At 43.7% G+C, this 14,247-nt stretch carries 10 protein-coding genes; 5 read left to right on the top strand and 5 right to left on the bottom strand.

Annotation, left to right across the window (positions count from 1 at the left end; all coding sequences use genetic code 11):
• Nucleotides 1–289: 289 nt before the first annotated feature.
• On the bottom strand, nucleotides 290–910 hold the full coding sequence (locus tag C6Y39_RS06010) for a BamJ family beta-barrel-assembly machinery protein (RefSeq protein ID WP_105930392.1): 621 nt from the start codon (nucleotides 908–910) through the stop codon (nucleotides 290–292).
• Nucleotides 911–1,142: 232 nt separating this feature from the next.
• Between C6Y39_RS06010 and ppc the strand changes: the two genes are divergently transcribed.
• Nucleotides 1,143–3,764 carry a phosphoenolpyruvate carboxylase gene (gene ppc / locus C6Y39_RS06015; RefSeq protein ID WP_105930393.1) on the top strand — a complete coding sequence of 874 codons (2,622 nt, stop codon included), beginning with the start codon at nucleotides 1,143–1,145 and terminating at the stop codon, nucleotides 3,762–3,764.
• A gap of 63 nt (nucleotides 3,765–3,827) precedes the next feature.
• On the opposite strand, the gene C6Y39_RS06020 is transcribed toward ppc, so the two are convergent.
• Nucleotides 3,828–4,871, bottom strand: a complete 1,044-nt coding sequence (locus C6Y39_RS06020) for an alpha/beta hydrolase family protein (protein ID WP_167390627.1) — start codon at nucleotides 4,869–4,871, stop codon at nucleotides 3,828–3,830.
• 130 nt (nucleotides 4,872–5,001) lie between these two features.
• Between C6Y39_RS06020 and C6Y39_RS06025 the strand changes: the two genes are divergently transcribed.
• Complete coding sequence (locus tag C6Y39_RS06025) at nucleotides 5,002–5,808, top strand: hypothetical protein (protein WP_167390628.1); 807 nt, start codon at nucleotides 5,002–5,004, stop codon at nucleotides 5,806–5,808.
• Nucleotides 5,809–6,120: 312 nt separating this feature from the next.
• Here C6Y39_RS06025 and mdh read toward each other — a convergent pair whose 3' ends face one another.
• The gene (gene mdh / locus C6Y39_RS06030) at nucleotides 6,121–7,059 is read right to left on the bottom strand and encodes a malate dehydrogenase (RefSeq protein ID WP_105930396.1); all 939 of its coding nucleotides are present in this window, start codon (nucleotides 7,057–7,059) and stop codon (nucleotides 6,121–6,123) included.
• A gap of 237 nt (nucleotides 7,060–7,296) precedes the next feature.
• Between mdh and argR the strand changes: the two genes are divergently transcribed.
• On the top strand, nucleotides 7,297–7,761 hold the full coding sequence (gene argR / locus C6Y39_RS06035; RefSeq protein WP_105930397.1) for a transcriptional regulator ArgR: 465 nt from the start codon (nucleotides 7,297–7,299) through the stop codon (nucleotides 7,759–7,761).
• A gap of 122 nt (nucleotides 7,762–7,883) precedes the next feature.
• On the opposite strand, the gene C6Y39_RS06040 is transcribed toward argR, so the two are convergent.
• Nucleotides 7,884–8,567, bottom strand: coding sequence for a type 1 glutamine amidotransferase domain-containing protein (locus C6Y39_RS06040; RefSeq protein ID WP_105930398.1), 684 nt, complete (start codon nucleotides 8,565–8,567; stop codon nucleotides 7,884–7,886).
• Nucleotides 8,568–8,754: 187 nt separating this feature from the next.
• Complete coding sequence (locus tag C6Y39_RS06045; RefSeq protein ID WP_105930399.1) at nucleotides 8,755–11,964, bottom strand: TonB-dependent receptor; 3,210 nt, start codon at nucleotides 11,962–11,964, stop codon at nucleotides 8,755–8,757.
• A 381-nt stretch (nucleotides 11,965–12,345) separates the two neighbouring features.
• On the opposite strand from C6Y39_RS06045, the gene C6Y39_RS06050 reads away from it, so the two are divergent.
• Nucleotides 12,346–13,239: a substrate-binding domain-containing protein gene (locus C6Y39_RS06050; RefSeq protein ID WP_105930400.1), complete on the top strand. Its 894-nt coding sequence runs from the start codon at nucleotides 12,346–12,348 to the stop codon at nucleotides 13,237–13,239.
• Nucleotides 13,239–14,192, top strand: a complete 954-nt coding sequence (locus C6Y39_RS06055) for a hypothetical protein (RefSeq protein ID WP_105930401.1) — start codon at nucleotides 13,239–13,241, stop codon at nucleotides 14,190–14,192. Before C6Y39_RS06050 ends, C6Y39_RS06055 begins: the two co-directional genes overlap by 1 nt.
• The last annotated feature ends 55 nt before the right edge of the window (nucleotides 14,193–14,247 follow it).

A 14,247-nucleotide genomic window follows, 5' to 3' on the forward strand; every position in this document is an offset into this window, starting at 1 on the left:
CTTATTTGAGCGTGGGGCTATTGTAATGCCGAAGCCACTGATAACAACTCGGAGCAGATAAGGAACCAGCATATCGCATACATGTAGTTAGACCAACAAAACTTGAGCACTCACCCATTCATATTTGAAGATTTGTTATATTTTACAGGTTATTAAACAACGGCATCACGCCATTTTGATAGTCGAGAACTTATAGGTATTTGTGAGAAAACAAAAGAAGAGACTGAGGGAAGAAAAGTGAAGGCTGAATTCTACAGGAGCGCTATTGAGCACTCCTGTAATGGTGTTTTTAACCTAGAACGTCTAGTAGTTCTACATCAAATACCAATGTGCTGTATGGGGCAATCGCTGCACCAGCACCTTGTTCACCATAAGCTAGGTCATGTGGTACGTATAAACGGTACTTAGCACCTGCTTTCATAAGTTGAAGGGCTTCGGTCCAACCTTTAATCACGCCACCAACAGGGAATTCAGCCGGCTGACCACGCTCGTAAGAGCTATCAAATGTTGTACCGTCAATAAGCGTACCGTGATAGTGAACACGAACAGTGCTAGATGCATCTGGTGTTTCACCGTCACCTTCCGCAATGACTTCATACTGAAGGCCAGACTCAGTTACCGTTACTTCGTCACGCTTCGCGTTTTCTTCAAGGTACTTTGTGCCTTCTTCAATAACTGCTTTGCTCGCTTCTTCTTTAGCCGCTTGCATACGCTTATGAATTTCACCGAACGCATCGCGCAGCGTATCGTTGTCAACTTGAGGGGCTTGACCCGCAAAAGCGTCTTTTAGGCCAGCAACAACTGCATCGACTGCCAAACCGTCAAAAGGATTTGATTGCAATTGTTGACCCATTTGAAAACCAATGCCGTAACTTGCTTGGGTTTCTACTGTATTGAATGTATCAGTCACAAGAACTCCTGAAATTAAATTACAAATGCAGTACAAATTTCAAACAAACCGCATAATGCGAAAATGTTTCTGCATTTTCCGGTGCAAGAGTGTATCACACCATAAAATATCTTGCTTTGAGCAATGTTAATTAGGGTGCAAAAGTATCAAAATGTTGTAAATTATAACCGAAAGTGGTTAGACAAGTCGCAAAGGACACAGTATGGTTAGCCCATATATTTAGGAGGATAGCATGCAAACACACTATGATGCTGAACTGAAAGATACCGTTCGATACCTTGGTAAAACCCTTGGTGAAACAATCAAAAATCAATTGGGTCAAGAGTGGCTTGACCGCATTGAAAAGATTCGTAAAGGCGGCCGAGCCTCTTATCAGGGAGACGCTGCATGCAGTGAAGAACTGAAAGAAACTTTCAAAACAATGTCTGACAGCGATTTGTTGACTGTTGGCCGTGCTTTCGCACAATTCTTGAATTTGGGCAATATTGCCGAGCAAGAATACAACGCAGCAATGAATGTCGATGCATCGATTGATGCGCTGTTCAAACACCTAGATAAAGCTGAATTAACAGCTGACAAAGTACAAGATGCTGTAGCAAAGCTGAACATTGACCTTGTATTAACTGCGCACCCGACTGAAGTCACGCGCCGAACGCTTATTCACAAACACAAAGAACTCGCTGACTGCCTTCAAGCAGTGCATCAGGCGTCGCTAAGTGATGTTGAGCGTAAAAAAATCGAAACCCGCATTGCTGATCTTATTGCGCAAGCTTGGCACACTGAAGAAATTCGCTCAGTTCGCCCTACCCCTGTTGATGAAGCGCGTTGGGGCTTTTCCGTTATTGAAAACTCGTTATGGGAAGCCGTACCTGATTTCATGCGCGAGCTTGATGGCCGATTAAACGAAGACTACGACGTATCGCTACCGCTAGACGCATCACCAGTACAATTTAGTTCTTGGATGGGCGGTGATAGAGACGGCAATCCATTTGTTACGTCAAAGGTAACCGAGCAAGTATTGCTACTGGCAAGAAAGCGCGCAGCTAAGCTTTTCGCTATCGACCTTGATCGTTTGCAAGTTGAACTTTCAATGTACGATTGCAACGAAGAACTACGCGAAAAAGTGGGCGACGCCATCGAGCCATACCGCGCCCTACTTCGCCCATTAGTGAACAAGTTCATTGCTACCCGCGATGGCATCAGCGACTATCTAGCAGGCAAAAATCCAGATACGTCAAACTGGATAGAAAGCGACGACGAGCTTATCGAACCGCTCATGCTTTGCTATCAGTCTCTACTAGACTGCGGTATGCAGGTTGTAGCAAATGGTCTACTTCTAGATACTATTCGCCGTGCACGTGTTTTCGGCATTCACCTTCTACGCCTAGACGTACGTCAGGACTCTGAGCGTCACGCCGACGTATTTAGCGAGTTAACTCGTTATCTTGGCCTTGGCGACTACGCACAGTGGAGCGAAGCCGACAAGCAAGCGTTCTTGTTGCGAGAACTGGGCTCAAAACGCCCACTCTTCCCTGCGCAATGGGATGCGTCTGATGACGTAAAAGAAGTACTCGATACTTGTAAAGTGATTGCGAAACACAGTAAGCACGGCTTTGGGATCTACATTATCTCTATGGCAAGTGAGCCATCAGATGTATTAGCGGTTCAGTTACTACTTCAGGAAAGCGGTGTAGATTGGCCAATGCCAGTAGCGCCACTGTTCGAAACGTTGGACGATTTGAACAACTCACCTGATGTCATGCGCAAACTTCTATCAATCGACTGGTATCGCGGTTACGTGAAAGGTCGTCAGTTTGTGATGATTGGTTATTCTGATTCAGCAAAAGACGCTGGTGCACTAGCAGCAGGCTGGGCACAGTACCAGTCGCAAGAAGCGCTTGTAGCCATTGCTGATGAATTTGACGTAAGCCTGACCCTATTCCACGGTCGTGGTGGTACGATTGGTCGTGGTGGCTTGCCTGCACATGCAGCTATCTACTCTCAGCCTCCTGGCTCATTAGACGGCGGCTTCCGAGTAACAGAGCAAGGTGAAACCATTCGCTATAAGTTCGGCATGCCAAAGCTAGCTAAACGCAGCCTAGGTATTTACGCCAGCGCTATTATTGAAGCCATGTTGTTCCCGCCTCCGGCGCCTAAAGAAGAATGGCGAGAGCTTATTACCGCAATGGCAGCCCAAGGTCGCGATAACTACCGCGCTACGGTAAGACACGATGAAGAATTCGTACCTTACTTCCGCGTAGCAACGCCAGAGCAAGAGTTAGGTAAACTTCCGCTAGGTAGTCGCCCTGCGAAGCGCAAGCCACAAGGTGGTATTGAAAGCCTTCGCGCTATTCCATGGATTTTCGCATGGGCACAAACCCGTTTAGTACTTCCAAGCTGGTTAGGCGTGATGCGAGCTATTGATAGCGTGAAGACCCCTGAGAATGAGAAAGTGGTAAATGAGATGTTCAGCGAGTGGCCGTTCTATCGTTCGCGTCTTTCTATGCTAGACATGGTGTTCCACAAAGCCGACCCTCGTATCAGCGAAGCGTATGATGAACGCCTTGTACCTAAAGAGCTCAAGCACTTTGGTGAAGCGCTGCGTAGCGAGCTGAAAGAAAGCATCTCGTCACTATTGGCTATTACAGGCGACGACGACATTATGAAGAACGACCCGCAGGGTAAAGAGTCTATGGAAATTCGCGCTGCGTATCTTCAACCTCTTCATTACCTGCAAATTGAGCTTCTTGACCGTATCCGTAAGGCCGGTGATGAGTCGCAAAATACCAGCTTAGAGCGTGCAATGATGGTTACCATTGCGGGTATTGCTATCGGTATGCGTAATACAGGTTAAATACGCTTATTCAGTAAACCATAGAAGCCCGCTTAGTTTAACGTAGCGGGCTTTTTTATTGCGCTACTGAAAATGTACTGCTAACCATTTGTTGATTTCCCTTTCCACCTCATCGCGATAGAAAGTTAAGCTGTGATCGCCGTTGTCGTAAACTACAAGCTTATGCGAGTGATTATTATCTTTTAGCTGCTGTGCCGCCTTAAGTGAATGTGAAATATCGACGCGCACATCAGCACTTCCGTGCACTAACAAAATAGGCACATTCGGATTTAGCTCATTAATCCATTTTACTGCAGAGCGCTCATCGAGGGCTTTCGTTTGATTCTGCTCCATATTTGGAACAAGTTCATTAAGCAGCGCCCGCATATCTGGACGACGTTCCACAGTGGTATGTAAATCAGAGGGGCCAGCTACAATAACTGCGCTAGTAATGTCGCTTGTGTTCTTGCGAAGCGCCTGCCATGTCATCATGCCGCCACGACTAACGCCATATAGGGCTATCTTATTAGGGTCGGCATTAGGTAGCTGTTTGGCTATTTCAATCAGTCGTAAGACGTCGTTAACATCTGCGCCGCCAAACTCATCTTTCCCTTGGCTAAATTTAGCGCCGCGATAATTACTCGCCAAAACAATATAACCCTGTTCGGCGAGCGGCATTAAACGCTCAACAACGGCTATGCGCGTTACATTATGCTTATGGTTACCACCGCGATTAAAGATGATCACAGGTAACTTTTTGCCGCCAACATGCTTTGGTGACACCATAACACCTGAAATCTTCAAACCATCCGATTCATACTCAATCCATTGCGCACTTGTTGTCTTTATAAGCGCATTGAATTTTTTAGGATTTACCGCTTTTTGCCATCTATCCACATACGCTACGTTTTGATTATTGCTTTGTGCATGCGCAAGCCACGCCCCATAATTTTCGAAGGGCAATGCATTGCCTTTTAACGTAAGTGTTTTAGGTAATTGAGTAAAAATTTGGCCTGCTAATAGTGCTTCATCATTGGCTTTGTTAAGAGCCTCACCCGTCGCGTTGGCATTAAAACAAAATACAAAACACATAATGTGAAGCAAAACGTTACGCATCATAGACGTCATAATACATCCTTGTTTAATTCGAATAGAACCGTTGAGAGTGACTAGTAAATAATGAAATACTTTGCGACTCAACAGAATATGAATATGATTAGTAACAAAGTTTGTCACCCTATGCGTTAATGGACTAAATATGCGCACATCTCTATTGATACTCTTCATCACTCTGCTTTCACTCAGTGGCCGCTGTTTTCCCAGTAATATGGAGTTACCTACTGGATTGTGGGAAGGCATTAGTGAAGATGAACTCACATTCCGATTACTTCAAATAAGTGAAAGTGGCGAACACAGCTTTTTTGAAATAGCCATTCCAGGTGGTTTAAAAAGAGTGCGTCGCACGCCATTCACCAATGAAGACATTGCTTGTATAGAAAACAGGTGCACTATAAAAACTATTATTGAAGGCGATGTAACGCGCACGATTACTGTGTCTCCCTATTTAGATAGGGGCTTGAAGGCACTTGAATCGAGCTTCAAAGGTGAAGAGAGTTACACATCTCACACGTATCACCTGGTAAAACAAGACGCAGAATCTACGCCTCGAAAATTCCTCGAAAAACGTGGGAAGCTAATTGTTGATGCAGAGCAAAATACAACTGAACACCCTTTTGGCACTTGGATTGGTGTTATGCAGTATTTGGACAAGCCTGAATTAGCATTACTGCAGCTAAATGAAAGTGAGCAAGGAGCCTTACGCGTTTACAGAAAAGGCGCTAACCTTCTCAATGAAGTTCAATCAAATTTTTCTGCTAACAATGTAAGTATTGATGGAAGAGTCATCGAAATTGAAGCCACTCACACAACTTTTGCATCAAAAATTATTCTTTTCGTGCTAACAGACAACATGATTTCTGGCTACACCTACGCAATTCATAAGGGCTATCCAGCAGCCATGGGCGCAATAAAGCTGTACCGCATAGAGCCAGCCAAAGCACACTAATTTTCTTAGGTGGTAAACTAATGAATAGCTGCTAGGTGATGCTTTCAACAAGCACCGCTTTACGTAGCTCTCCTGTTCTGAATGTGCAGTGGCAAAGTCTATAAACACGCCGCAAAAAAAGGCTGGATACGTAAGGTCGTAACAGACTTAATTTTCCCCAATTAATGAGTTTGTCAAAGGTTGTTGGGTGACGTATTGAGTGGGGGGAAGTTTGATAAGCAGGCTCTCCACCGCAGGGATGCGGTGGCGAAGCCTACATGGACGTATTCACGGCGGGTCTGCGTTCAAAGTTCCGCCAATGATGTTATCCGATTAGCCGTTTACGAAGTCAACGCCTAGCTTGATGTCGCCGCGTAGGCCTTCAAGCATGTCGTTTTTCGCTTTTTCTTCAAATGCGCTTAGCTCGCCGTATGGCAAGATTTCTTCAACACCGTTTGCACCTAGGCGAACTGGGTGTGCGAAGAATGCTGCGTCGTCGCTGTCGTCAGTTTGTACGTAAGTGTACTCAACCACGTTCTCACCTTGCATTGCTGCAACTAGAGATAAACAGAAACGTGCTGCTGCTTGACCCATAGATAGGGTTGCAGAGCCACCGCCCGCTTTTGCCTCAACAACTTCAGTACCCGCATTCTGGATACGAGTAGTTAGGCTAGACACTTCTTCGTCAGTAAACTCAACGCCTTCAACTTGTGAAAGTAGAGGAAGGATAGTTGTACCAGAGTGACCACCGATTACCGGTACGTGCACTGAAGATACGTCTACACCTTTAAGTTCAGCAACAAAAGTTTCAGCGCGGATAACGTCAAGCGTAGTTACACCGAAAAGCTTGTTCTTGTCGTAAACGCCTTTTGCTTTTAGCGTTTCAGCTGCAATAGCTACAGTAGTGTTAACTGGGTTAGTGATGATACCAACACACGCGTTCGGGCAGTTATCAGCTACACCTTCAATTAGGTTTTTAACAATGCCGGCGTTGATGTTGAACAGATCAGAGCGATCCATACCTGGCTTACGAGGCATACCTGCTGGAATCAGAACTACGTCTGCTCCAGTTAATGCATCAGCTAGGTCATCTTTACCGTGACCGGTTACTTTTACCGCAGTGGGGATGTGGCTCAAATCAACGGCAACACCAGGAACTACTGGCGCAACGTCGTAAAGCGCTAAATCTGAACCTGCTGGCAATTGTGTTTTCAACAACAAAGACAGCGCCTGACCAATACCACCGGCAGCACCTAACACGGCTACTTTCATACCATTTCTCCTATGGGATTACTTCACGTATTTAAACGGAACGTCACACTAATGCAACGCGGGGGAAAACTCAATCACCGGATCGTCTTATTAACGTTATTTATGGCGATTTTTATTCGATATTCATTATCATGAATGATTATGCAAAGAAATTGCGCAAAGTCCACCTGTGCGGCACAATATACGCATACTAAATATAATTCCTAACGATAACCCTCAGAAAAGAAAAGAGCGCTAATGGCAAACGCAAAACAAGAGCAACTCATCAAGGCTTTTAAAGAGATTCTCAAAGCGGAAAGTTACGGTTCACAAGGCGAAATTGTGGATGCTTTGAAGTCGCAAAGCTTTGACAATATCAGCCAGTCAAAAATATCAAGAATGTTGAGCAAGTTTGGTGCGGTAAGAACGCGTAACGCCCGTGGTGACATGGTTTATTGCCTTCCCCCTGAGTTGGGTATGCCAACGGCTAAAAGCCCGTTAAAACAGCTCGTATTAGACATTGTGCACAATAATGTGATGGTGATTATCAGAACGAGTCCAGGTGCTGCTCAGCTTATCGCGCGCTTGCTAGATTCTTTGAGCAAAAAAGACGGTGTATTAGGCACCATTGCCGGCGATGATACGATATTTATTGCCCCCGCAGATGTATCTAAAATAGAAGAGCTAAGACAGCGAGTTGAAGACCTGTTTGAGAACGTTTAAAAAAGTGCATCTGTCTAAAAGTACCATTGACTAAAAAGCGCTTTAAATTAAATTATAGCTTCGCAAAACAAAGAAACCGCCGTAATGAGGCGGTTTCTTCATTTATAGGATTAGCACGTTAATTAGGACAGAAGCTTAATGAGCGCGTCTGCTGCTGGGCGTGACGATGGCGGATTTTGACCGGTAACCAATAGCCCATCTGTACAAACCTTCACAGCGAAATCATCTGCACTTTCATAATTTCCGCCTTTCTTGACTAACTCATCTTCAACAAGATAAGGCACTACATCAGTGAGTTCCATTGCGGCTTCTTCGCTATTTGAAAAACCGGTTACGGCTTTGCCGTCTACTAAATACTTGCCATCAGGAGTTTTTACATCCTTCAGCACGATTGGAGCGTGACAAACCGCTCCGACGGGCTTATTAGCGGCAATAGTCTCTTCAATCAATTTGATAGAGTGCGCGTTATCTGAGAGGTCCCACAATGGTCCATGACCGCCAGGATAAAATACCGCGTCGAATTCTTCGGCACGTACATCTTCAAGTGGAATAGTTGACGCTATCGCACTACGTGCTAATTCATCTTTCGTGTATCGAATTGCATCATCGGTCATGGCATCGTCAGATAGACTATTAGGGTCAATCGGAACCTGCCCTCCCATCGGCGAGGCCAGTGTAATTGTGTAACCTTGGTCTTTAAATGCGTAATAAGGTGCGGCGAACTCCTCTAGCCACATACCTGTCTTCTCACCAGTATCGCCCATAATTTCGTGAGACGTCATTACCATTAACATACGTTTTGACATAAGCCCTCCTTGCGAGCATTTAAAAATGTAACGCCAGTTAATTCGTGTGATGGAGGGTCTTAGATCATAAAAGAAGAGAAGGATCGATTAGTTGCAAATGGGTGAGATAAATCGCAGGCATAAAAAAGTGCCACTTCCTGTTAAGGAGAGTGGCACCTAACACTACAAACTTTTTTACACTAAGTGATTAGAAGTCGTATTTAATACCAAACTGAACTTGCCATACTGATTGATCAAGTACTTCTAGGTTTTTAATACGTGAATCACTGTTCAGGTCAAAGTATTCATATTGACCATCTACTATATTTGCAGAAACTACTGCACGCTCGTATTCGTATTGAGTACGCTCGATACGGCCCCAGTCATCATTAAGCAGGTTGCCAAAGTTCTCAATATCAAAGAAAACCGTCAACTTATGCTCAGGGTAAAGCGCTGGAAGTTCTTGTTGAATACGCACATCTATGATTGTTGACCAGCGAGAGTTATCGCCATTACGTTCAGCAATTCCACCTTTATACTGAGCTAGCTCTGAACTATTGATATAGTCGATGAACTCCTGCTGAGCGGCTACGTCACCACCAAATGAAGTTGCTGCAAATAATGGATCATTGATGCCATCTGGAACGTAAAGTAGGTGCCCTGCATCATCGTTACGGCTTTCACGCGCACAACGGCCACCACCAACATCTAGCACACATGCGTTGTTTTCATCAAATGTGTAGCTGTAAGGCTGACCAGAGCGACGCTCTGCAAAGATTGAAACAGTCGTTTCATAACCATCAATCAACTCTTTCTTCCAGTTGAAGCGCATTTTCCATAAATGTTCAGTCTGGAAGTTAGAAGTTCCAGCACGTGGCTGCTGACGATCGTAAGCAGCGAAGTCTGAATAGTTAGACGTTGCAGTTGAAGATGTGCCATAACCAACATCTTCTACATCAGCATAAGTATAACTCGTGAAGAAGTCGAATGAGCCATAAGAGGTATCCCACGCTTTTGAAGCAGACAAGGCGTATAGTATTGAATCACCTTCATCAACTGAGCCAGTTACGATAGCTTCTGGACCTTCACTACAGTCATAAACACCACGACCATCTGGCGCTGTACTAACTGGGTTTTCGCAGCGTTGATCATACCAGTAAGTTGCATTTTCAAGCTTGTTGTAAAGCACATCAGCAGAGAACAACCAACCTTCTAGTTCTTCAATCTCTGGTTCGTGAGCAACTCCAAGGCTTACTTTCCAAGTAGTAGGGATATCAAAATCATTCGCCAACGCGTTCACATCGCCATCAGGATCGATGTTAGCAAGCAGATCAAGAATGTTCTGAGGAATGTACTGACCTGTTACTGGATCTGGTGTAGTCGGAACTTGATATGTCTGACCAGAACCAAAATCTTCATAATTATCAGAAATTACACCGTCATTTGAGTAGCTATTTGAAACCCAAACACTTGGTGCACCACCAGAGAAACGACCAATACCACCACGTACAGTTGTATAATCAGAGGCATACCACTGGAATGACACACGAGGAAGAATTACATCAAGTCCATCAATGTCATTAGTATTTGAATAACCGTAACGGTCTACGAAGTTCTGGTTTTCGCGGATAGAACCTTCAGATTCATACCAGTCATAACGGATACCAGCGTCAATAGTTAACTCAGCTGTAGCTTCCCAAGAATCTTGGAAATAAAGTGAGTTGTAGTTATAACCCCAAATTGCGCGAAGGTCGTTCTCGTTATTTGTAACAGCATTATTGTAAAGAAGCGCAGAAGCTTCAGCATTTGCAAGGTCTTCTAGACTATCGAATAGATATGAGCCTTCAGAGTTTTGAGCAAATAGGTTATCCACATCTACTTCTTCGCGCTCATAACCAAGCTTCATGATGTGGTCGCCAGTTGTGTAAATACCAACTAGTTTAATTTGGAAGAAGTCCTGATCAAGAGAGTTACCGTGACGGAAGCGGTCTGGACCAATCGTTAAGTAATTTTCATCGCCATCTACTTCACGAAGGAAAACGGCAAAGTTAGGGAACTCCGAACCATTTAGAGAATCTTGGCCTGTAGCTTGCGTTGTTTTCGCTACCTTGAACTGTGTAGAGAAGTCTGAAGTCCAGTCAGAGAAGACGTGCGCAATAAAACTTTCAACTTTTTCTGAGCGGTCATACCACGCCGAAGATGCACCAAGTACTTCATCTTGCGCTAGGAAGTTGTTACCATTTTGCTCATTGATTGAGTTACCGTCGGTAAGCATATAAGTAAACTTAGCGCGATGGTCATCGTTGATATTCCAGTCGATATTCGCAAGAACTTTCTCATCTTGTACGTCGTCTTTCTGGAAACCACCTATGTCAAAGCCCCAAACGTCAGAAACGATTTGAGAAACTTGAGCAACATCATCTAACGTGATTGTTGAAACTTCATTAACGGCGCCTGACCCAGCGGGGCCACGATTAAGCGGTGCTACTGATTCAAATTTATCGTACGCAACAAAGAAAAAGAGTTTATCTTTTATTATCGGGCCACCTAAAGTGGCAACAAACGTTTCTTCTTCGAAATCGAAATTGAATTCTTCATCACCATTGTTATCGCCAATGAATGAATCATCAGTGTAGTAGTAACCAACTGAGCCGTGGAATTCGTTTGTACCTGATTTGGTTACAGCATTAATTGTACCACCGGTAAACCCGTTATACTCAACGTCGAACGGCGCGGTTTGGATTGACAAAGACTCAATTGCATCGTAGGAAATTGGAGAGCGTTGAGTTGGGTAACCGTTAGCGTTAAGACCGAAACGGTCGTTCAATGCTACACCATCTACTGTCAAAGAGTTGAACTTATTATTTGCACCTGCAATGCTAAGTTCTTTTGAACCGCCACTCTGAACGTTTACAGATGCAAACGGGTCAAGTTGAGCCGCATCTGGGATATCACGGTCAATCGATACTACTTGCTGAAGCGCTTCAAGACCAAGACTTGTGCTTAGTGCTTCATTGGTATAACCAGTACCTGCAGAGCTACCAGTTACAGTAATAACTTCAGTGCTACGAGACGATTCAAGTTGAATAGGAAGATCCAACGCCTGGTCTAGAGATAGATAAACGTTTTCAACTTTCGCAGGAACGAAGCCGTCGCCTGAAATGGTAATCGTGTAAGGGCCACCTACGCGAAGACCGCGCGAAGAAAAAGTGCCGTTTTCATTCGTAGTTGCTACCGAAGTAGTACCTGTAGGTTCGTGTTTAATTGTTACTGTCGCGCCAGAAAGGTCTGAGCCAGCTTCAGTAACAACATTGCCTCGGATAGACGACGTTGTTGTTTGTGCCGTGGCTGTGCCAGCCAGACCTGCAGCAACAGCAACAGCGATCGCTACGCGACTTAGCTTTGCTTTGAAGTTCATGTGTGTGTTTCCCTTTTTGTTTAAAATTCTTTTTTCGGCCAAATACTGCACATAAATTACGCAGTGTGCTTGCATCTTAACCGGAACCCGATGAATTGTCGTCAAGGTTCATGTCATTTTTATTACACTTTTACATTTTTATTTAACAGCAATCGTACGAGAATACTGAGTTTGCAAATTTTTTCTTGACCACATGGTCAAGTTAATTTACTTGTTATTATTATTGCTGACCCGTTTCGATTTGCTGGACCTATTCTTGACAGACGGGCAACTAATAAACAGCGTTTAATAAAAATCAGGTTTACCCATAAAAAACCGTTAAATTTCAATATATTAACACATTAAAATAAACTTACCTATTGCAATAAATAACCTTAACTGATGAAATCACATTATAAATCGTTAATTCATTCGGTCGTTTTTTTGACTAATTTCAGAATTGTTGCTTCAGGAAAATGGATAATTTTTATTTTGGCCGCTGTTACTTGTGGTTCGATAAACTATTTTCTAAATTCTGCATCGTATGGTGATATCGCGCCACAAACCGGTCATTATATAACCTGCAAGACTGGTCTTGAGGGTAACAATGATGTTTTTTCTGTTTATGTCACCGATGGCAGAATCGCAGAAATGGCTAGCGAGCGTTTGTGTGATGATAAAATCATCAAGCGTCAATATGGCGAGGTCAAGGTAACTATTGGTCAAAGCGACTATGACACTTTCCGTTACATTAACCACGGTGTAGTTAATCTAGCGCTGGTAAAGAGCAACGTGGTTGATGCGTTTGGCGCAGATCAAATATATGGATTAACGAAAATAGCTTCCCATCCAGATTATTCAGCGTTTTTTATTGCCTTGAGAGAGCGACCACAGCTTTCAAAAGAGTATTTGCTAGGAAAAAGCATTGGACTTTTAGATTATCCAAGCAGCCGCTCTGGCCACATTGTGCCGAAAACCGTGATACAAAATATTGGGTTAAGTGACAGCAACGTAAACATTGTTTACTACAGTTCTCATAAAGAATTAAGGCGAGCATTACTCGCCGGCGAAATCGATATAATTTCGTCCTACTGGGCTGAAGAAGATAGTGAGAACTTTTCCAAAAACTATGCAACGCCCCTCCAAGAGGATGTCAGCGGCATGCAGTGGTACTTGAAAATGCTTACGCAAAACACGGATTTATTTTGCGCTATGCAAACGGTTGTAAACGAGATAGCTATGTCACACCCAAGGCCTTATTACAAAACGATTACACTTGAAGAAGGCTGTAACTAATGAGTAATAAATCTCTCAACTGGAAGCCTAAGCCTTTTATCTTTTTTATATTCTTTGCACTTTTTGCGTGTATACAGTGTGTGGCTCTCGTCGCACAATACTGGTCTCATCAATCATCAATTCATGAAGCAGTCGATAAGGTAGAACGAAGAATAAGCTTGGATAGCGCCTTTCTTGACGTAGGAAACAGCACGCTCAATACGCCCGTCAATCAATTTGCAATTATTAGGTATTTAGAGAAACTCAACAAGGCGCTCAAAGATGGAGATTATCCAGTTCTTGTAAAGAGTATTCAGTTTGTTGAGGACGATAAAGAAGACTTCACATCTTTCAGTTCTGTTATTAATGCTAATTTCAAAAACGCAGAACAAACGATTACCGTAGAAATTCGAGCAGTTGGAACGCTAAGTGCGCTCTCTTTTAGCTGGACTGCACTGCTGTCGTCACTACTATTGACCCCTATTTTCAGTGTCTCAAATAAGGTTAAAAAGAAACCGACGTCGCTAGAAGAAGTGATTCCTCCTTCACCGAAGCTGGTAATTAATCTTCAGGAAAAGACAATTTCAAATGGTATCGACGATAAGGTTGTTATCCTGCAAAACAAACCACTTTGCTTTTACACTGCACTAGTGAAATATTGCATTGAACACCCCGGTGTACCACTCCCCCCGCACAAAGATGTGCCAAGTGAATTACTAGCCCTTGCAAATAAAAGTTTTGGTCGCTTAATTGAACTTGGCCACACAAAACGTAAGCGCCCAGATTTCAATGCAAATCTTGATAAGACGTTAAGCGAAATTAGAGCCGCTCTAGACGAAGTGTTCTCTTCATTCAGTGAAGAGAAAGAAACGTATTACCCACCGCGGGCTCAGGGTGAGGGTTCTCGGTCTAAACAACACTCTTACGCAATACCATCTATCAAGCAAGAGGATATAACAATCATTGGTAACTAACTAAAAACTGACCACTTGGAGAGCTTTTTGTCATTTTTTGCTAATTAAGTAAACA

The sequence above is a fragment of the Alteromonas gracilis genome, from assembly GCF_002993325.1.
Classification (GTDB): Bacteria; Pseudomonadota; Gammaproteobacteria; order Enterobacterales; family Alteromonadaceae; genus Alteromonas; species Alteromonas gracilis.